Here is a 20,395-nt window from a genome sequence, read left to right as displayed (position 1 = left end):
TTTCGTGACGATTCATTGTTATTCGCGTACCAGTTGGAAGGCGATTCCGGGAGTTGAACTGGTGCCCCGGTGCGAGGTCTTGACGCTCTTTACGAGCCTGGCGAATGAATTCAAGACTGCCTTGCGTCGGGTGTGCCCGAGCATGGCGCCGGTAGTTCCTTCTGGGAACTGGTAAGTCACCTTCGCTCGATCAGCTGAACCGCGCCGCCGGCCGTACCGTGGAAGAACGGACAGCGGCCAGCAGTGCGCGCACCGGGGAGGTGACGCCGATGTCGGACGACCAGACAGCCACATCGACAGCCGCTGGGGAGCAGGCGATCGCCGATCAGCTTCGCTCCTCGTTCCAGGGTGAGGTGATCGACCGCGGGCATCCCGGCTACGACGAGGCCCGCGCCGTGTGGAACGGCCTGATCGACCGCCGTCCCGCTGTCATAGCCCGTTGCTCGGGCACGGCGGACGTCGTCGAGGCGCTACAGGTCGCGCGCAAGCACCGTCCTGTCGTCAGTATCCGCGGTGGCGGGCACCAGGTGGCGGGCAGCGGGGTCTGCGACGACGGGCTGGTGATCGACCTCTCGGCGATGAAGGGCATCCATGTCGACCCCGCGGCCCGGACGGCACGCGCCCAGGCGGGCGTGACCTGGGGAGAGCTGGACCGCGAGACCCAGCTGCACGGGCTGTTCACGCCGGGCGGGGAGATCTCGGCGACGGGGATCGCGGGTCTCACGCTCGGCGGCGGCCTCGGCTTCGTGATGCGGACGTTCGGCCTGAGCTGCGACAACCTCCGCTCGGTCGAGATCGTCACCGCGGACGGCGAGGTGCGGACAGTGAGCCGGGAGGAGGAGCCCGATCTGTTCTGGGCGGTACGTGGCGGGGGCCGGGGCGTCGGAGTCGTCACGTCCTTCGAGTTCGACCTCCATCCGTTCGGCCCGGAGGTGGCCGGAGCGCTGGTCCTCCACCCGTACGAGAACGCCGAGGCAGTTCTGCGGGCCTGGCGGGACGCGACGCTCACCGCGCCGGAGACGGTGACGCCCGAGATCCTGCTCTGGAGCGTCCCCGCCGAACCGCCGATCCCGGAGGAGCTGCACAGAGCGAAATGCGTCATGGTCGGCGGCGTGTACGGAGGCCCGCCGGGTGAGAGCGCCACCGCGGCCCTGGCGCCGCTGCGCGATCTGGGCCCGCCGCTCATGGATCTGAGCGGAACGATGCCCTACGTCACGCTGCAGAGCGCGAACACCTGGCGATTCCCGGACGGGGAGCGCTACTTCATGAAGTCGCACTTCATGGACGAGTTGAGCGACGAGGCGATCAGGACCCTGGTGGACTGGGACTCCCGGCGGCCGACCCCCGAGAGCCTGATCGTCATCCGGACGCTGGGCGGCGCCGTGGCGCGCGTCGGCGGTGACGACAGCGCGTTCGCGTACCGGTCCGCGCGCTACAACCTGAGCATCGACGCGGGCTGGCGGGACCCGGCGATGGACGAGGAGGCCATCGGGTGGGCGCGCTCGGCCTGGGACGCGACGAAGCCGTTCTCGAGCGGCGGGACATACATCAACTTCGCCGGACTCGGTGAGGACGCGAGTGAGTTGCGGGGCGCGGCCTTCGGCTCGCACGAGGAGCGGCTCGAGCGCATCCGCGCCGCCTACGACCCGGAGGGACTGTTCGCACGGGCCGCGCGCCGGCCATGACGTACGTCGTGGCCGGTCACCGAGTTGGCGGGTGGCTCAAGTCCCGGACGCGTACGAGATGAAGCTGCTCCACGCGGCGGGGGAGAGGGCGAGCTGAGGGCCCTGCTCGTTCTTGGAGTCACGGACGTGGACGGCATCGGGGCAGGCGGCGACCTCCACGCAGTCGTCACCCGAACCGCTGCTGTGGCTCGACTTGTGCCAGGAGAGGGCGATCTCGACGCAGTCGCCGTCGCCGCTGCTGCTGTAGCTGCTCTTGAACCAGAACAGTTCAGTGGTGCTCATAGCGTTCCTCGCATCCGCCGCAGCAGGCTCAGGGAGTCTTCGAGGGGGAGAGCCTGTGAGCGCATCCTGGCATACCTCATCTGATGGGTACTCACCGTCTTCGGATCGGAGATGAACTGTCCGTGCTCCTGCCCCTCGTTGTATCCGAACCAGCGGTGAGCACGCGTCTCCAGAAGCCGGATTGGGCCGTGCAACCCCGCATGGCTCTCCCTAACCACCGGCATGACCTGGATCTCCACGTTCCGTTGCTCCGCCACGGCCAACACGTGGTCGATCAGTCCACGGGTCACCTCCACTCCGCCCATGCGCCGCAGGAACAGGTGCTCCTCCAGGATGAAGCTGTAGGCCGTGGTCGGGCGCTCGGTGAGCAGCTGCTTCCGCTGAGCTCGCGCCTCCCACTGGGCCTCGATCTGCGCGTCGTCCAGGGGCGGGAGCTGGTTGACGAAGAGCGTCCGCGCGTACGCTTCCGTCTGCAACAGGCCCGGAATCAGGCGGCATTCGTACGTGTTGAGCGTGATCGCCTCCGCCTCCAGGCGTGCCCACTGGCGGAACCAGCTCGCCAGGCCGGGTTGCCGCGAGAGGTGCCGGGCCGCGCCTCGTAGCGCCCCGAACGCGTCGAGCACCTCTTCGGCGCGCTCCACGAACTCGGGCTGCGGGAAGCGCCGTCCCTGCTCGATCGAGCCCACCGTCGGCTGCGAGTAGCGCACCAGCGGTGCGAACTCCTCCTGCGTCAGTCTCGCCCGTTTCCGGAAGGCTTTGAGGACCTCTCCGAACGCCTTGAGGCTGTCCGATGACTCCGGTTCGGCGCCGCTGCTCGGGCAGCCGCCGCCTGCTGTGACGCCGATCCTGTCGGCGTCCGAGTCCCCACCCACAGCGTCCGCCATCTCCGGTCGCCCCCTTGCGCGTTCGCCCCTGCACACCCTGAACTCACGCATGGTCACGGACGGTGACCGGAGTTGTCCACCGCTTCGACTCGTACGCGGATACCGCGTACGAGTTGGTGACCTGGCGGACAGCCGCGCCCGAGCCCCGGCTTGAACGAGGGGCAGGAGCGGTTCGGTTCCCAACTCGGCGTGACCGTACGTGCGTTCACGCCTTCGGCTGCTCTGCGGCCGGGGTGCAGCCCGAGATGTGCGCGGGTAGGGATCACCCTTGATGCCGGGCGGGCCCTCTGTCCGGATGCGCGGCGGCTCAGGGCGGCTCTCGCCGCACGCACTCACGCTCACACTTTGTCCACATAGTGGAAGAAGCCAACTTGACCTCTGCCAAAGGGGTTCCCGAATGGGACGAAGATGGCTAACGTCCTTGTGGTGTACCGGACATGAGCCGTTTTCCCCCTCGATCTCCGCCCGACCGGTACGTCGCAACTCGTACCTCCCGCAATCCGGTGATCCCGGGCCCCACACCGGCGATCAAGTCGGCGCGACGGCGCGCGCCTGTGCGAACACGACGGTCAACGACACCTGCGTCAACCACCGTTTCTCCCTCTCAGGAGGAGTCGCGTGCACAGGATCACCCGCTCTCCAGCCAAGTCACCTTCCGCATCGACCAGATACGCCCGACGGCGCCGGCTGCGCGCCGCGATCCGTTCCCGTACCGCCGTACTCGTCTCGGCGCTGCTCCTCGGGGGCGCCCTCAGTCTCGGCGGCGCACCCCCGAGCCAGGCCGCAGCCCCCGACGACGGCTCCCAGCCCGCCGCGGCCGACTTCCAGCAGGTGACTCTCGCCAAGGGAGTCGCCGAGACCGGCGAACCCATGACGCTCGCCGTGCTGCCCGACGGCGGCGTGCTGCACACCGCCCGCGAGGGCACCCTGCGTCTGACCGACGCGGGCGGCGCCACGAAGGTCGCCGGTGAGCTTCCCGTCTACAGTCACGACGAGGAAGGTCTCCAAGGCGTCGGCGTGGACCCGGACTTCACGGAGAACCGTTTCGTCTACCTCTACTACGCGCCGCCCATGAACACCCCCGAGGGTGACGCCCCCGAGACGGGCAACCCCGACGACTGGAAACCCTTCGAGGGCGTCAACCGCCTCTCCCGCTTCGTGCTTTCGGAAGACGGCACCCTCGACATGGACTCCGAGAAGACGATTCTCGAGGTCGCCGCCGACCGCGGACTGTGCTGCCACGTCGGTGGTGACATCGCCTTCGACGCGGACGGCAACCTGCTGCTGTCCACCGGCGACGACACCAACCCGTTCCAGTCGGACGGCTTCACGCCGATCGACGAACGGGCCGACCGCAACCCGGCGTTCGACGCGCAGCGCAGCTCCGGCAACACCGACGACCTGCGCGGCAAGATCCTGCGCATCAAGGTCAAGGCGGACGGCTCCTACGACATCCCCGAGGGCAACCTCTTCGAGCCGGGCACGGAGAAGACCCGTCCGGAGATCTACGCGATGGGCTTCCGCAACCCGTTCCGCATGACGGTCGACAAGCCCACCGGCACCGTCTACGTCGGGGACTACGGCCCCGACGCTGGCGCGGCCGATCCGGCTCGCGGGCCCGCGGGGCAGGTCGAGTTCGCCCGCGTCACCGAGGCAGGCAACTACGGCTGGCCGTACTGCACCGGCGACAACGACGCCTACACGGACTACGACTTCGGCAGCGAGGAGTCGGGGGAGAAGTTCGACTGCGCGGCACCGAAGAACGACTCGCCGCACAACACGGGCCTCACCGATCTGCCCCCGGCGCAGGCGGCGTGGATTCCTTACGACGGCGCGTCCGTACCGGAGTTCGGCGACGGCTCCGAGTCGCCGATGGGCGGCCCGGTCTACCGCTACGACGAAGACCTCGACTCCGACGTGAAGTTCCCCCAGGAGTACGACGGCGACTTCTTCGCCGGGGAGTTCGGCCGCCGCTGGATCAAGCGCGTCGACCAGGACGAGAACGGCGGCGTGACGTCGATCAACTCCTTCCCCTGGAGCGGGACCCAGGTGATGGACATGGAGTTCGGGCCGGACGGCGCGCTCTACGTACTCGACTACGGCACCGGCTACTTCAACGGGGACGAGAACTCCGCCGTCTACCGCATCGAGAACGCCACCGACGGCCACAGCCCCGTCGCCGAGGCGAAGTCCGACAAGACCAGCGGACAGACTCCGCTGGAGGTGGCCTTCTCCTCCGAGGGAAGCAGTGACGCGGACGGCGACGAGCTGAGCTACAGCTGGGACTTCGGCGACGGAGCGAAGTCGGACGAGGCCAACCCCACGCACACGTACACCGAGAACGGCACGTACTCGGCTACGGTCACCGTCTCCGACCCCGGCGGGCGCAGCGGCAACGCGAGCGTGATCGTGACGGTCGGCAACACCGCTCCGAAGGTGGAGATGCAACTGCCCGCCGACGGCCGACCGTTCGCGTTCGGGGACGAGGTGCCCTTCGAGGTGAAGGTGACCGACCCGGAGGACGGGGAGATCGACTGCTCCAAGGTGGAGGTCAGTTACATCCTCGGCCATGACAGCCACGGCCACCCGATCACCTCGGCCAAGGGCTGCTCGGGCACGCTGAAGACCCCGGCGGACGGCGAACACGACCCGAACGCCGACATCTTCGGCGTCTTCGACGCCGAGTACACCGACAACGGCGGCGGCGGACAGGACCCGCTGACCGGCCATGCGCAGAGCATCCTGCAACCCGAGCACCGGCAGGCCGAGCACTTCACCGACTCGGCCGACGGAATCACGGTCGCGGATGCCGAGGGCGCAGAGGGCGGCAAGGCGGTGACCGGGGTGGACAACGGCCAGTGGGTCGCCTTCAAGCCCTATGTCACCGCGGACGTCACGGAGTTGTCGGCACGCGTCAAGGCAGGCGGTCTCGGCGGCGGTGCCGTCGAGGTACGTGCGGGAGCACCGGACGGCACCCTGCTGGGCAAGGCCGACGTGACGGCCGGCGACGGCTGGAGCGAGGTGACCACACCGATCGAGAACGCTCCGGAGGGCACCGGTGAGCTGTACCTGGTCTTCACCGGCGGTCTCGGCGACCTCTTCGATGTGGACAGCTTCACGGTGAAGACGGAATGAGAGGGGGAGAGCGGATGAGACGTACGCCTGATACGACATCAGGAAAGCCGCAGAGCCGGTCGCTCGTGCGGAGGCCGGTTCAACGCGCCCGCCGCGCAGGCAGGTCGGTGCTCATCGCGGCGGCGTCGGCGGTGCTGCTGACTCTCTCCGCCGCCGCGCCGGGCTCCGCCGCGACACCGCCCGACCACCCCCGCGACGGTGAACACGTCCTGGTCTTCTCCAAGACGGCGGGATTCCGGCACGACTCCATCCCCGACGGCATCGCCGCCATCCGGGAACTGGGCGCGGAGAACGGCTTCACCGTCGACGCGACGGAGGACGCCGCCGTCTTCACACCGGAGAAGCTCGCCGCGTACGACGCGGTGGTCTTCCTCTCGACGACCGGTGACGTGCTCGACGACCCGCAACAGGCGGCATTCGAGGACTACATCGAGAAAGGAGGCGGATACGCCGGAGTGCACGCCGCGGCCGACACCGAGTACGACTGGCCGTGGTACGGCGGGCTGGTGGGAGCCTGGTTCGACTCCCATCCGCTGATCCAGCCCGCCACCGTCGAGGTCGAGGACCGTGCGCACCCGGCGACTTCGCATCTGGGCGAGGAGTGGAACCGCACGGACGAGTGGTACAACTACCGCTCCAGCCCGCGGGAGAACGTCCGTGTCCTCGCCGCGCTCGACGAAAGCTCGTACCTCGGCGGGAACATGGGGGAGGACCACCCCATCGCCTGGTGCCGTGAGTACGAGGGCGGCAGGTCCTTCTACACGGGCAACGGGCACACCAAGGAGTCCTACGCGGACGAGGCCTTCCGTACGCACCTGCTCGGCGGAATCCGCTGGGCGTCGGGAGCGGCACAGGCCGACTGCCGTCCCGAGAACGGCTACACCCCGGTCTACGACAGCGGTACGGGACTGGAGGGCTGGAAGCAGGCCGGCCCCGGCCACTTCGAGCAGGCCGAGGACGGCACGCTCACCACGGTCGGCGGCATGGGCCTGCTGTGGTACGGGACCGAGCAACTCAGCAGCTACTCGCTGAAGTTCGACTGGCGAATGTCCGGGGACGACAACTCCGGGGTCTTCGTCGGCTTTCCCGCCTCCGACGATCCGTGGACGGCGGTCGACCAGGGCTACGAGATCCAGATCGACGCCAGCGACGTGCCGGAGAAGACGACCGGCTCCGTCTACGGCTTCCAGTCGGCGGACCTCGAAGCGCGCGACCGCGCACTCAACCCGCCGGGGGAGTGGAACACCTATGAGATCCGTGTCGAGGGTGAACGTCTCCAGGTCTGGCTCAACGGCGTCCGGATCAACGACTTCACCAACACCGACCCCGTCCGCAGCCTCACGGACGGCCACATCGGCCTGCAGAACCACGGCGACGAGGACGAAGTGGCCTTCCGCGACGTGCGGTTGAGGGAACTGGCGCCCGCGGCACCCGGCGGGAGAGGAGGCGGCGGTACGGGTTCCTGACGCAGGGGTCCCCTGAACGTGACAACCGTCCGGCGCACGCCGGATGACGAGCCGCAGCCAGCGGTTCGCCCGCCCGGTGTCCAGCGGCCCGAGGGGGGCCGGGGACACCGGGCAGGCGGCGGGTGAGGAGAACGCCGACTCCTCCCCGCCGCCCCCCGACAACGTTGCCCCCTCACCCCCTCACCCCCTCACCCCCTCACCACGGAGGCAGGCCGTGACCACAGAGCGACCCATCCAGCAGCCCCCGGCCCCGGACGGCGCCCGCACCGGTGTCTGGCTCGTCGGCGCCCGCGGCTCCGTCGCCACCACCGTGACCGCCGGCTGCGCGGCCGTGGCGGCCGGCATGCACCCGCCCACCGGCATGGTCACCGAGACCGCCCCCTTCACCGGCTGCGGCCTGCCGCCGCTGGAGCGTCTCGTCTTCGGTGGCCACGACACGGCGTCGTGCCCGCTGCCGAAGCGCGCCGAACAGCTCGTCGCGGCGGGCGTGCTCCCGCACGGGCTGCCCGCGGCCGTACGCGCCGAACTGACCGCGGCGGACGCCTGCATACGTCCCGGCGTGCCGGCTGCCGCCGCAGACCCCCGCGAGGAGGACGAACTCATCGCCTCCCTCGCCGCCGACATCGCCGCCTTCACCCGCGACAACGGCCTCGTCCGTACCGTCGTCGTCAACGTCGCCTCCACCGAAGGCCCCCCGGCCGCGGGCGACCCGGCGCTGCCGCCCAGCTCCCGCTACGCGGCCGCCGCCCTGCGGGCGGGGTGCCCGTACGTCAACTTCACGCCGTCCACCGGGCTTCACCATCCGGCGCTCGCCGACGAGGCACACGCCTCGGGCCTGCCCCACGCCGGCCGGGACGGCAAGACCGGGCAGACGCTGCTGCGTTCCGTGCTGGCCCCGATGTTCGCGCAGCGAGCGCTGCCCGTACGCGCCTGGTCGGGCACCAACCTCCTCGGCGGAGGCGACGGCGCCGCCCTCGCCGACCCCGGAGCGGCCGCCGCGAAAAACGCCGGCAAGGAACGCGTCCTGGCCGACAGCCTCGGCGAACTCCCCGAAGGGGAGCTGCACATCGACGATGTTCCGGCGCTGGGCGACTGGAAGACCGCCTGGGACCACGTCGCCTTCGACGGCTTCCTCGGCTCCCGCATGGTGCTCCAGACGATCTGGCAGGGCTGCGACTCGGCGCTGGCCGCCCCGCTCGTGCTCGACCTCGCCCGCCTCCTCGCCGGCGCCCACCAGGCCGGCATGAGCGGCCCCGTCGACGGGCTCGGCTTCTACTTCAAGGACCCCGACAGCGGTCCGAGCGCGCTGCCCGAGCAGTGGCGTGCGCTGCTCGGACTCGCCGGCCGCCTGCGGGCGTGCGCATGAGGGGTACGCGGCCGTTCGGCCGCGCAGCCGACTGGGCACGGCTCCTGCGCGTCTCGGCCACCGCCAGCGTGCCGGGCGACGCGCTCGCAGGCGCGGCGGCCTCCGGACACCGTCCCAACCGGGGGACGCTGCTCGCCGCGGGGGCGTCCCTGTGCCTGTACGAGGCGGGCATGGCCCTCAACGACTACTCCGACCGGGAGATCGACGCCGTCGAACGTCCCGGCAGGCCCCTGCCCTCCGGGAGGATCGCTCCGGCCGCCGCGCTGACCGCCTCCGTGGTGCTGACGGCCGCCGGTCTGCGGCTCGCGGCGGCGGCGGGCCGCCCGGCGCTGCTGACGGCGACGGCGCTCGCGGGCACGGTGTGGGCGTACGACCTGCGGCTCAAGCACACCGCGTTCGGCCCGGCGGGAATGGCCGCCGCCCGCGCTCTCGACCTGGTGCTGGGCGCGGCGGCCACAGCAGGCAACGCCCGGGGAGCGGGCGCGGGGCGGTGTGCCGGGACTGTCGCGAGCAGCGCGGGCCTGCTCGGCGCGCACACCTTCGCCGTCACGGCCGTGTCGCGCCACGAGACGCTCGGCGCTCCGACCACCGTGCCGCTGGCGGCACTCGGAGCGACGACCGCCGTCGCCTGCGCGACGGGGCGGACGGGCCGCATCCCGGCCGTCTTCGCCGCCGCCTACGCCGCCGCGGCAGCCCGGCCCCTCGCCCACGCCGCACTGAACCCCTCGCCGCAGCTTCTGCAGCGCGCCGTCGGCGGCGGCATACGGGCCACCATTCCGCTCCAGGCGGCGCTCGCCGCCCGCGCCGCCCGCCCCGGCTCCGCCGCAGCGCTGCTGGCGCTGCTGCCGCTGGCGCGGCGGCTCTCACGGAAGGTCAGCCCCACATGACCGGCTCCGCGCAGCTGCGCTACGCATACGGCACCAACGGCCTCGCCGACCTGCGGCTCGGGGACGCTCTGGGGCTGCTCGCCGACCTCGGATACGACGGGGTGGGCCTCACCCTCGACCACATGCACCTGGACCCGCTCGCCCGGGACCTTCCGCAGCGGACGGCCGCCGTGGCGAGGGCACTCGACCGGTACGGACTCACCGTCACCGTCGAGACCGGTGCCCGCTACGTGCTCGACCCCCGGCGGAAGCACGGTCCCACCCTGCTCGACCCGGATCCCGAAGCCCGCGGCGCACGCCTGGAGATGCTGCTGAAGGCCGTACGCGTCGCAGCCGATCTGGGCGCGCACGCCACGCACTTCTTCAGCGGGGTGCTGCCCGGGGGCGCCGATCCGCACACCGCCTGGCCACGCTTCGCGGACGGGGTCAGCGCCCTGCTCAGCGCCGCCCAGGCCACCGGCGTGCCGCTCGCGGTCGAACCCGAACCCGGCCATCTCCTGGGCGACTTGGGTGCCTTCCACCGGCTGCGCGCGACCCTCGGCGAGCCCGACGGTCTCGGACTGACCCTGGACATCGGGCACTGCCTCTGCCTGGAGGACGCCTCTCCGCCGGACTGCGTACGGTCGGCCGCACCCTGGCTGCGGCACGTGCAGATCGAGGACATGCGGCGCGGCGTGCACGAGCATCTGCCTTTCGGCGAAGGGGAACTGGACGTGCCGCCGGTGCTCGCGGCACTCCACGCGAGCGGCTACGCCGGGCTGGTGACCGTGGAGCTTCCGCGCGACTCCCACGCCGGGCCCGACCGCGCCTGCCAGTCGCTGCGCTTCCTGAAGGAGGCGGAACGGACCGCCCGTACGCAGCCCGGCGGCGCGTTCCGCCCCGACGAGGGAGCCGCCCCATGCTGAGCCCCGCCGAACAGGGCCGTGACCCCTTGTCGCCCGCGGAGATCCGGGCACGCGTGGAGACGCGGCTCGACGACGCCGCCCTCGCCTGGCTCGGCCGGGCGCTGGCCGACGCGGCCGCCTCCGCGGCGCCGAGGGACGCGGACGCCGGACCCGCCGCGTGGGAAGGGCACTTCGCCGCGGCCGGGCGGCACTGCGGACGCAGGGCCGCCTGCGACGTCCGCGTGCTGCTGCTGCACGCCGCCCGCGCGGACACCCCGACGCTCACCCGCCTCTACCAGCAGGGCACCACTGCCGAACGGACCGCCGTGCTATGCGCGTTGCCCCATCTGCCCGCGGGAGGCGCAGACGAGTGCGTCCGCCTCGTGGAGGACGCGCTGCGCGCCAACGACACCGGCCTCGTCGCCGCCGCCGTCGGCCCGTACGCCGCGGCACACCTCGACCCGCACGGCTGGCGGCACGCCGTACTGAAGTGCCTGTTCACGGGCGTACCGCTCGCCGCCGTCGCCGGACTGGGCGACCGTGCCCGCGGTGACGCCGACCTGGCCCGCATGCTCCGCGACTTCGCACACGAACGCACCGCCGCGGGGCGCTCCGTACCCGGAGACCTGCACCTCGTCCTGGCCCTGGCCGAAGCACCGTCCGAAGCACCGGCAGAACCACCGTCCGGCGTCAGAGGCGACGCCCCGTCCGGCGCCGCTCCGCACCCGCCCGAGGACCCGCCCGAGGAGTTCTGATGCGCATCTTCGACCCGCACATCCACATGACTTCACGGACCACCGACGACTACGCCGCCATGTACGAAGCGGGTGTACGCGCCGTGGTGGAGCCGTCGTTCTGGCTGGGCCAGCCGCGCACCTCCCCCGGCTCCTTCTACGACTACTTCGACTCCCTGCTGGGCTGGGAACCCTTCCGCGCGGCCCAGCACGGCATCGCGCACCACTGCACGATCGCGCTCAACCCGAAGGAGGCCGGCGACCCGCGCTGTCTGCCCGTACTGGAGGAGCTGCCCCGCTACCTGGCCAAGGACGGCGTCGTGGCGGTGGGCGAGATCGGCTACGACTCGATGACGCCCGCCGAGGACGCCGCTCTCGCCGCCCAGCTCCAACTCGCGGCCGATCACGGCCTTCCCGCCCTCGTCCACACACCGCACCGGGACAAGGCCGCGGGCCTCACCCGCACCCTCGACGTACTGCGCGAATCGGGGCTGCCGCCCGAACGTGTCGTACTGGACCACCTCAACGAGGCCACCGTCGACGAAGCCGCCGACTCGGGCTGCTGGCTCGGCTTCTCGATCTACCCCGACACCAAGATGGACGAGCACCGCATGGTACGGCTGCTGCGCCTGCACGGCACGGCTCGCGTACTGGTCAACTCCGCCGCCGACTGGGGCCGCAGCGACCCGCTGAAGACCAGGGCCGTCGGCGACGCCATGCTCGACGCGGGCTTCACCGACGACGAGACCGACCAGGTGCTGTGGCGCAACCCCGTGGCCTTCTACGGGCAGAGCGGCCGGCTCGAACTCGACCTCGCCGCACCGGAGTCCGGGGCACCGCCCACCACCCACGAGGGCAACTCCATCCTGCGCGGCGGAGAATGAGGGAGGCAGGGCATCGTGCGTTTCCGCCACCCCGACGGTTCGACCGTCCACCTCGCCTACTGCACCAACGTCCACGCCGCCGAAGACCTCGACGGCGTGCGCAGCCAGTTGCGTGAGCACGCGGAGCCCGTGCGCCGCAGGCTCCACCGCGACCGGCTCGGCATCGGCCTGTGGCTCGCCCGGGACGCGGCCCGTGCGCTCACCGCCGACCCCGCGGCCCTGCGTTCGCTGCGGGGCGAACTCGACAGGCGCGGCCTCGAGGTGGTCACCCTCAACGGCTTCCCCTACCGGGGCTTCGGCGACCAGCACGTCAAGTACCGCGTCTACAGGCCCGACTGGACCGAACCGGCGAGGCTGGAGCACACCACCGACCTGGCGCGGCTGCTGACGGCGCTGCTGCCCGAGGACGCGGTCGAAGGCACCGTCTCCACCCTGCCGCTGGCGTGGCGCACGGGCTTCACCTCCGACCGCCGCCGCACGGCCCTCGACGCGCTCGGCACCCTCGCCGGACGGCTCGACGCGCTGGAGGAGCTGACGGGCCGCAGCATCCGCGTCGGACTCGAACCCGAGCCGGGGTGCACGGTCGAGACCACGGCAGACGCCGTCGAAGCGCTCACCGGCCCCGGCGCGCCGCCCGCGCACCGGATCGGGGTGTGCGTCGACACCTGCCACCTGGCGACGCAGTTCGAGGAACCCGAGGGGGCACTCGCCGCCCTCACCGCCGCGCACATACCCGTCGTCAAGAGCCAGCTGTCCGCCGCGCTGCACGCCGAACACCCCGGCGGGACAGGCACGTTGGAGGCGCTGTCCGACTTCGCCGAACCCCGCTTCCTGCACCAGACCCGCGCCCGCACGGACGCGGGCGTACTCACGGCGGACGACCTCGGTGCGGCACTCCGGCCCGGAGCCCTGCCCCTCGGCGTCCCCTGGCGGTCCCACTTCCACATGCCCCTGCACGCACCGCCCCCGGCACCGCTGAGCGCGACGCTCGACGTGCTGCGCGCGGCCCTGGGCCGGCTCGTCGGCGGGCCCGTACCGCTGACGCGCCACCTCGAGGTGGAGACATACACCTGGCAGGCCCTACCCGAAGGACAACGTCCGCGAACCCGCGCCCAGTTGGCCGACGGCATCGCCGCGGAACTGGACGTCGCCCGCGAAATGCTCATCGACCTCGGCCTCAAGGAGCTGCCGTGATGCAGGAGCCGCAGCCGCTGCTCGTCCTCGACGTCGTCGGCCTCACGCCCCGACTCCTCAGCCACATGCCGGCGTTGACCGCCCTCGCCGGCGAAGGCACGTACGTGCCGCTCGGTACCGTGCTGCCCGCCGTCACGTGCGCGGCCCAGTCCACGTTCCTCACGGGCCTCACCCCCGCCGAGCACGGCATCGTCGGCAACGGCTGGTACTTCCGCGAGCTGGGCGAGGTGCTGCTGTGGCGCCAGCACAACGCGCTCGTCGGCGGCGAGAAGCTCTGGGACGCCGCCCGCGCCCGGCACCCCGGCTACACCGTCGCCAACGTCTGCTGGTGGTACGCCATGGGAGCCGGCACCGACTGGACCGTCACCCCCCGCCCCGTCTACTACGCGGACGGCCGCAAGGAACCCGACTGCTACACCCGCCCCCCGGAGCTGCACGGCGAACTCACCGGAGCTCTGGGCACGTTCCCCCTCTTCCAGTTCTGGGGCCCCGGCGCCGGCATCGTGTCCTCCGAGTGGATCGTCGACGCCACGCGGCACCTGCTGCGCACCCGCCGCCCGGATCTCGCCCTCACCTACGTCCCCCACCTCGACTACGCCCTTCAGCGATACGGGCCCGACGACCCCCGCTCACACGGAGCCGCGGCCGAACTCGACGCCGTACTCGCCCCGTTGCTGGCCGAGGCCCGGGCCGAGGGCCGTACCGTCGTCGTGCTCTCCGAGTACGGCATCACCCGTGTGGAGCGACCCGTCGACATCAACCGCGCCCTGCGCCGGGCGGGGCTGCTGGAGGTGCACACCCAGGACGGCATGGAGTACCTGGACCCCACCACGTCCCGTGCCTTCGCCGTCGTCGACCACCAGATCGCACACGTCTACGTACGCGACCCCGCCGATCTGCCGGCCGTCCGCGACGCCCTCGAAGGGCTTGAGGGCATCGACCGGCTCCTCGACGAACGCGGCAAGAAGGCCCACGACCTGGACCATCCGCGCTCGGGCGAACTCGTCGCCGTCGCCGGACCCGACGCCTGGTTCACCTACTACTACTGGCTCGACGACGCCCGTGCGCCGGACTTCGCCCGGCTGGTCGAGATCCACCGCAAACCGGGCTACGACCCGGCCGAACTGTTCATGGACCCCCGCGACCCGTACGTGCGGCTGCGCGCCGCGACCGCGCTCGCACGGAAGAAGACCGGCCTGCGCTACCGCATGGCGGTCGTACCGCTCGACCCCTCACCGGTACGCGGCAGTCACGGCCGGCTCCCCGAAAGCACCGACGAGGGACCGGTGTTCATCTGCTCGCGCCCCGGCACCGCCGAAGGCCCGCTCGCCGCAACCGAGATCAAAACCCTGCTCGTCAACCTCGCTCTGGGAGAGCCGACATGAGACGCACATCCCCCGACCCCGAACTCACACACCGCCTGCGCCGCCGGGGCTTCCTGGGCGTCGCCGCAGGTGCCGCCGCCTCCCTCGTCGGCGCCGGTGCGGGCACCGCGCAGGCCGCCACGCCGGCGGCCACGGGTGCTGAGCACTGCGGCCCCCTGCTGCCCGAGGGCCGCCTCGGCATCCAGCTCTACACGCTCCGCGACAAGGTCGCCTCCCTCGGCTTCGCCGCCGTCTTCGAGGAGCTGTCCCGCCACAGCTACGAACAGGTCGAGTTCGCCGGCTACACCCAGGGCACCGGGGACATCTCGCTGGCCCGACTGCGCAGGCTGCTGCGGGAGAACGGGCTGCGCGGCATCGGAAGCCACGTCGGCTACCACTCCGCCGACCCCGACGACTACACCTTCGACACCCAGCTGGAGAGGGTGCTCGACGACGCCGCCGCCCTGGGCCTGCCGCACGTGGGCACCGCCGCCGGCCCGGACCGCTACGGCAGGACCGTCGACGCGTGGAAGCGCGCCGCGGAGGACTTCAACACCTACGGCGCCGCGGCCAGGAAGCGCGGCCTGAAGTTCTACCAGCACAACCACCAGATGGAGTTCGGCTTCGCCGAGGACCGTCCGGACGTACGCCTCTACGACGTGCTCCTCGCGGAGACCGACCCGGATCTCGTGTATCTGGAGATGGACATCTACTGGGCGTACGCGGGCCAGTACCGCTTCAGCGTCCGCCCCGACGGGACCCCGGCACCCTTCGAGCCCGTCGACTACGTGCTGGCGCAGCCGGAGCGCTACCCCCTCTTCCACGTCAAGGACGGTGAACACGACGAGACCGCCGAGGACGGCTACCGCATGGTGGACGTCGGCGACGGGGACATCGACTACCAGCGGTTCATCGCGAAGGTCACCCGCGCACGCGGGGGCCGCAAGCACAACTGGCAGGTGGAGCACGACAATCCGGCCGACTCCTTCAGGACGGCCCGCCGGTCCGCCGCCCATCTGCGCTCACTGAGGAAGCCCAGAGGCTAGTGCTCGGGTACGTTCCGGCCCCTCCCGCCCTTCGGATCAGGGGCGGGCGGGACCGCCCGCTGCCCCGACGGCAGGGCGGGGACCGGCCGAACCGCCGCTCCCCGCCCCGTCGTACCCTGCCACCGGACAGGCGTCAGTCGCTGTCCTCCTCGGCGGCGGAGCGGCGAGCTTCGCGCCGGCCCGCGTAGCGTTCCCTGCGGTTGCCCGCCTTCTTCCACTCCTGCCTCTCCCTGATGTGGGAGCGCACCTTGCACCCCGCACAGCAGTTGGCGCCCGAGAACAGGTGGGCGGCGGGGCCCTCCCAGCGGCAGCGCGTCTCCGCGTCCTGCGTCAGCGGGTCAGGAGGCAGATCGCATGCGCCGAAGCGGTGGTCGTGGACCGGCCGTGGGTCGTGCTCCGCGTGGCGCACCCGCAACGGTTTCGTCTTGTCCGTACGGGACATCGTGTTCCTTCCGGAACCGCCGCCCGGGCTCCCGGACTCTCCGGGCGGGCGGCCAGGTTCGGAATTTCACGGGCGACACCCTCTTCCTCCTCGTCTGCGGCACCCGTCGTGCGCGGGTGCCTCCCGGTGTGCGCACCCCGGGCGACGACGCCGACCGGCGTCCGGTGCACGGCAGTTGAGCACACGTTCTGCACGGAAGTGGAGAACGTTCCAGGCTATCGGCAGGCGCCGGGCATGTACAGGAGAGCCGGAAGGGACGGAGCCGGCATGCCCGCACCCTCCGGCGCGGAACATGCCCGCACCCCTCCGGCGCGGAGCCGGAGGGGTGCGGACAGACGACTGCCGGGCCACTCTGGGGAGCGGGTGGCCCGGCAGCTGTCAGCTCTCTCGTCCCTTCAGATCACTTCCCTGCTGATGGGCTGGGGATTGGGCTTGATCGAGGACTTGCGCGGACGTCCCGGCTGGTGCAGGAAGAGCGCGACGACGCCCGCGAGGAGCGACGTACCGCCGGCGAGCCAGAAGGCGCCGCCGTAGCCCCACGCGCTGACGACCATCGATCCCAGACCCGCGCCCGCGATGCCGGACAGCAGCTTGGAGCTGTAGACCATCCCGTAGTTGGTGGCGTTGTTGTTCTCACCGAAGTAGTCGGCGGTCAGCGCCGCGAACATCGGGAAGATCGCGCCTCCGCCGAAGCCGGAGATCATCGAGCAGAGCAGGAACAGCGGCATCGACCCGGCCTCACCGGACAGCAGGATGCCGAACTGCGAGAGCCCCAGGACGAGACAGACGAAGAGCAGGCACTGCTTGCGGCCGTAGCGGTCGGAGAGCCAGCCGATCACGCCCCGGCCGGTGCCGTTGACGATGGCCTTCAGCGACATGGCGGTGGCGACGATGCCGCCCGCGAAACCCATGTCGTCGCCGAAGGGCACCTGGAAGGCGATGCCGAAGATGTTCACACCGGACGTGCACAGCAGACAGAACCACATCAGCGGCACCCGTCCCGTCTGGAACGCCTCCTTGGCGGAGTACTGCTTGACCGCCGGCGGGTTCTTCTGCAGTGCGCGGCGTGCGCGCGGGTCGTCCGGCTCCTTCAGCGGGTCGACGTGCTCGGGCCACCAGTTCTTCGGCGGGTCCTTGAAGAACGAGCCGGCGAAGGCGACCACCGCTGCCAGGAACACACCGACACTGATCAGGACCCAGCGGAAGTTGCTGACGTCCATGAAGCCGGTGAAGATGAACACGAACGGCACCGAGCCGTAGGCGAAACCGCCGTTGACGAAGCCGGTCTTGCCGCCCCGGCGCTCCGGATACCACTTTCCGACCATGTTCACGCAGGTCGCGTACACCGCTCCGGCGCCCATGCCGCTGAAGACACTGAAGCCGATGTAGGCGAGGACGACGTTCGGCGAGTACGCGAGCGCGAGATAGCCGATGAACGTGCCCAGCGCGCCCCACATCATCGCCTGCCGTGCGGGGAACCGTCCGTTCTCACGCAGCTTGCCGACGGGGAAGGCCACGCCTCCCTGGAAGAGGACCCAGATGCCCATCATCCAGAAGATGTGTGCACTGTTCCAGCCGTGCGCGGTATGGAGCGTCGACTCGGCGGAAGCGAACGCGTACTCCGCCGAGGAGATGCCCATCATGCCGACCCACGGCAGGATGACCATCCAGCGGCGATGGCGTCCCATGATGTCGATGTCGGTCTCGCCTATCCGGTAGGTCCGACCGTTCTTGTCGGTCACCTCCCTGTAGGGGAGGGCCGTTGGTGCTTCTGTTGTTGTCATGTTCTGCACCCCTTGCGTGGAGAGAGTCTGGCCAGCGCCCCCTGTCCGGATCTCTTGCTTGGTGCGATGTCGCGGTGCCGCGTCAGGTGCGTGCGGAGAGCGGCCGGGCGGATTGCGGAGTCCGCCTGACCGGCCCCGGGCCCTGCCGCGGCGGCGGGGAGCAGCTCCCCACCACCGCGGACCAGCGCCGCAGCACGGGCCCTACAGGAGCCCGGCCGCCCGCGCCCACTGGTACTTGGCTCCCAGTACGGCCACGGGCTTCTCTGTCGTGTACGGGTACGCGACCACTCCTCGCTCGAAGAGGTACGCGCATGCTTCCTCGACCTCCACGTCGCCAGCAAGGGAGGCCACCACGGGTTTTTCGATTCCCTTCTCCCGTGCCTCGGCGACGACCCGGGCCGTCAGCTCCGCGAAGACCATGGGCGGAGTGACGATCGTGTGCCAGTAGCCGAGAACCAATGAGTGGATACGCGGGTCCTCCAGGCCGAGCCGGATCGTGGCCTCGTACGTGGAAGGCGGCTCGCCCCCGGTGATGTCCACCGGATTGCCCGCGGCGCCGAACGGCGGGATGAAGGCGCGGAACGCCTCGTCCAGGTCCGGCGGAATCTCCATGAGAGACATTCCGTTGTCGACGATGGCGTCCGAGAGCAGTACGCCCGAACCGCCCGCGCCGGTGATGATGACGGTGTTGTCGCCCTTCGGGGTGGGCAGCACGGGCAGCGCCCGCGCGTACTCCAGCATCTCGTTCAGGCCGGGCGCCCGGATGACGCCGGCCTGCCTCAGGACGTCGTCGTAGACGGCGTCGTCGCCCGCCAGCGCGCCCGTGTGCGAACCGGCGGCCTTGGCGCCCGCGCTGGTGCGGCCCGCCTTGAGCACGACGACGGGCTTCTTCGGCACGGTCTGCCGCGCCGCGTCCACGAACGCCCGCCCGTCCTTGAGGTCCTCCAGGTGCATCGCGATGCACTCGGTGTTCGGGTCGTCCGCGAAGTAGGTGAGCAGGTCGTCCTCGTCGAGGTCGGACTTGTTGCCGAGTCCGACGATCGCCGAGACACCGGTGTTGGTGCTGCGGGCGAAGCCGAGGATGGCCATGCCGATGCCGCCCGACTGGGAGGTGAGCGCCACACCGCCCTTGACGTCGTACGGCGTGCAGAACGTGGCACACAGGTCCTGCCACGTCGAGTAGTAGCCGTAGATGTTCGGGCCGAGGAGACGCACGCCGTGCTTCTCGCCGATGGCCACGATCTTGTCCTGGAGCTCCACCTCACCGGTCTCGGCGAAACCCGAGGGGATGAGGACGGCGTTCGGGATGCCCTTCGCGCCGACCGCCTCCAGCGTGTCCGGCACGAACTTCGCCGGTACGGCGAAGACCGCCACGTCCACCTCGCCCGGGATGTCGGCGACCGACTTGTACGCCTTGCGCCCCAGGATCTCGTCGGCCTTGGGGTTCACCGGGTGGATCTCCCCGGGGAAGCCGCCGTCGACGAGGTTGCGCATGACCGAGTTGCCGATCTTGCCCTGCTCGTTGGAGGCACCGATCACCGCGACCGAGTTCGGCTGCATCAGCCGCTTCATCGAGACGCGGATCTCCTCCGGCGTGTAGCGGCGGCGCTCCACGGGCTCACCTTCGGTGAGCAGGATGCGGATGTCGGCGGCCGTCGCGCCGTCCGGCGACGCGAAGACCGGGTTGAGGTCGACCTCGGCCAGCTCCGGGAAGTCGTGCGTGAGCTGTGAGACCGACACGATCACCCGCGCCAGCGCGTCACGGTCGACCGGGTCGCCACCGCGTACGCCCTTGAGGATCTCCGCCGCCCCGATGCCGTCCAGCATCGACATGGCGTCCTCCGTCGTGGCCGGAGCGAGCCGGAAGGTGACGTCCTTGAGGACCTCCACCAGCACGCCGCCCAGGCCGAAGGCGACGACCTTGCCGAAGGTGGGGTCGGTGACGGTGCCCACCAGCACCTCCTGGCCCGGCTTGGCCATCTGCTGCACCTGTACGCCCAGTACGTTCGCCTCGGCGTCGTACTTGCGGGCGTTGCCGACGATCTCGCGGTACGCGCTGCGCACCTCCGCGGAGGAGGAGACGCCCACGCGTACACCGCCGGCATCGGTCTTGTGCAGGATGTCCGGCGAGACGATCTTCATCACGACGGGGAAGCCGAGCCTGTCCGCCAACTGGACCGCCTCGTCGGCGGATTCGGCGAGGCCCTCGTCCGGTACCGGGATGCCGTACGCGTCGGCCACCCGCTTGCCCTCGGGGGCGGTCAGCGCCGTGCGTCCCTCGGCGCGGGCGGCGTCCAGCACCGCCCGTACCGCGTCCTTGTCCGGCGTGCCGGCGCTGTCGTTGTGCTGCGCCATCGG

16 protein-coding genes are annotated in these 20,395 nt (G+C 70.9%); 11 read left to right on the top strand and 5 right to left on the bottom strand.

All coding sequences use genetic code 11. From position 1 onward, the window contains the following. Window positions 1-269: 269 nt before the first annotated feature. Window positions 270-1,685 (top strand): FAD-binding oxidoreductase, encoded by a 1,416-nt coding sequence (locus ACFPA8_RS18725; RefSeq protein WP_386449945.1) that lies wholly within the window; start codon window positions 270-272, stop codon window positions 1,683-1,685. A gap of 36 nt (window positions 1,686-1,721) precedes the next feature. Here ACFPA8_RS18725 and ACFPA8_RS18720 read toward each other — a convergent pair whose 3' ends face one another. Then, window positions 1,722-1,967 (bottom strand): DUF397 domain-containing protein, encoded by a 246-nt coding sequence (locus tag ACFPA8_RS18720; protein WP_386449943.1) that lies wholly within the window; start codon window positions 1,965-1,967, stop codon window positions 1,722-1,724. Beyond that, window positions 1,964-2,851 (bottom strand): helix-turn-helix domain-containing protein, encoded by an 888-nt coding sequence (locus ACFPA8_RS18715; protein WP_386449941.1) that lies wholly within the window; start codon window positions 2,849-2,851, stop codon window positions 1,964-1,966. Before ACFPA8_RS18715 ends, ACFPA8_RS18720 begins: the two co-directional genes overlap by 4 nt. A gap of 618 nt (window positions 2,852-3,469) precedes the next feature. On the opposite strand from ACFPA8_RS18715, the gene ACFPA8_RS18710 reads away from it, so the two are divergent. From ACFPA8_RS18710 to ACFPA8_RS18665, 10 genes are all read left to right on the top strand, one after another. Next, the gene (locus tag ACFPA8_RS18710; RefSeq protein ID WP_386449939.1) at window positions 3,470-5,986 is read left to right on the top strand and encodes a PQQ-dependent sugar dehydrogenase; all 2,517 of its coding nucleotides are present in this window, start codon (window positions 3,470-3,472) and stop codon (window positions 5,984-5,986) included. A gap of 14 nt (window positions 5,987-6,000) precedes the next feature. Then, window positions 6,001-7,452 (top strand): ThuA domain-containing protein, encoded by a 1,452-nt coding sequence (locus ACFPA8_RS18705; protein WP_386449938.1) that lies wholly within the window; start codon window positions 6,001-6,003, stop codon window positions 7,450-7,452. Window positions 7,453-7,666: 214 nt separating this feature from the next. Further along, entirely contained in the window at window positions 7,667-8,818 is a 1,152-nt protein-coding gene (locus tag ACFPA8_RS18700; protein WP_386449936.1) for an inositol-3-phosphate synthase, read from the top strand. Continuing rightward, entirely contained in the window at window positions 8,815-9,705 is an 891-nt protein-coding gene (locus ACFPA8_RS18695; RefSeq protein ID WP_386449934.1) for an SCO3242 family prenyltransferase, read from the top strand. The genes ACFPA8_RS18700 and ACFPA8_RS18695 overlap by 4 nt, the downstream gene beginning before the upstream one ends. Then, on the top strand, window positions 9,702-10,610 hold the full coding sequence (locus ACFPA8_RS18690; protein WP_386449932.1) for a sugar phosphate isomerase/epimerase family protein: 909 nt from the start codon (window positions 9,702-9,704) through the stop codon (window positions 10,608-10,610). The genes ACFPA8_RS18695 and ACFPA8_RS18690 overlap by 4 nt, the downstream gene beginning before the upstream one ends. Beyond that, window positions 10,604-11,344 carry an EboA domain-containing protein gene (locus ACFPA8_RS18685; RefSeq protein ID WP_386449930.1) on the top strand — a complete coding sequence of 247 codons (741 nt, stop codon included), beginning with the start codon at window positions 10,604-10,606 and terminating at the stop codon, window positions 11,342-11,344. The genes ACFPA8_RS18690 and ACFPA8_RS18685 overlap by 7 nt, the downstream gene beginning before the upstream one ends. Beyond that, window positions 11,344-12,207 (top strand): TatD family hydrolase, encoded by an 864-nt coding sequence (locus tag ACFPA8_RS18680; protein ID WP_386449928.1) that lies wholly within the window; start codon window positions 11,344-11,346, stop codon window positions 12,205-12,207. The genes ACFPA8_RS18685 and ACFPA8_RS18680 overlap by 1 nt, the downstream gene beginning before the upstream one ends. A gap of 15 nt (window positions 12,208-12,222) precedes the next feature. Beyond that, window positions 12,223-13,401 (top strand): metabolite traffic protein EboE, encoded by a 1,179-nt coding sequence (gene eboE, locus ACFPA8_RS18675; protein ID WP_386449926.1) that lies wholly within the window; start codon window positions 12,223-12,225, stop codon window positions 13,399-13,401. Continuing rightward, the gene (locus ACFPA8_RS18670) at window positions 13,401-14,786 is read left to right on the top strand and encodes an alkaline phosphatase family protein (protein WP_386449924.1); all 1,386 of its coding nucleotides are present in this window, start codon (window positions 13,401-13,403) and stop codon (window positions 14,784-14,786) included. The genes eboE and ACFPA8_RS18670 overlap by 1 nt, the downstream gene beginning before the upstream one ends. Continuing rightward, window positions 14,783-15,811 carry a sugar phosphate isomerase/epimerase family protein gene (locus ACFPA8_RS18665; protein WP_386449922.1) on the top strand — a complete coding sequence of 343 codons (1,029 nt, stop codon included), beginning with the start codon at window positions 14,783-14,785 and terminating at the stop codon, window positions 15,809-15,811. The genes ACFPA8_RS18670 and ACFPA8_RS18665 overlap by 4 nt, the downstream gene beginning before the upstream one ends. 133 nt (window positions 15,812-15,944) lie before the next feature. Here ACFPA8_RS18665 and ACFPA8_RS18660 read toward each other — a convergent pair whose 3' ends face one another. The 3 genes from ACFPA8_RS18660 to ACFPA8_RS18650 form a co-directional block, all read right to left on the bottom strand. Then, window positions 15,945-16,253, bottom strand: a complete 309-nt coding sequence (locus tag ACFPA8_RS18660) for a hypothetical protein (protein ID WP_386449920.1) — start codon at window positions 16,251-16,253, stop codon at window positions 15,945-15,947. Between the two features lie 395 nt (window positions 16,254-16,648). Continuing rightward, window positions 16,649-18,037: an OFA family MFS transporter gene (locus tag ACFPA8_RS18655; protein ID WP_386449918.1), complete on the bottom strand. Its 1,389-nt coding sequence runs from the start codon at window positions 18,035-18,037 to the stop codon at window positions 16,649-16,651. A 201-nt stretch (window positions 18,038-18,238) separates the two neighbouring features. Then, window positions 18,239-20,392 carry an acetate--CoA ligase family protein gene (locus ACFPA8_RS18650; protein WP_386449916.1) on the bottom strand — a complete coding sequence of 718 codons (2,154 nt, stop codon included), beginning with the start codon at window positions 20,390-20,392 and terminating at the stop codon, window positions 18,239-18,241. Between the last annotated feature and the right edge of the window lie 3 nt (window positions 20,393-20,395).

It is taken from the genome of Streptomyces ovatisporus (genome assembly GCF_042653885.1).
Classification (GTDB): Bacteria; Actinomycetota; Actinomycetes; order Streptomycetales; family Streptomycetaceae; genus Streptomyces; species Streptomyces ovatisporus.
Note: the sequence above shows the minus strand (reverse complement) of the source record. Positions and strands in the feature narration are given on the sequence as shown.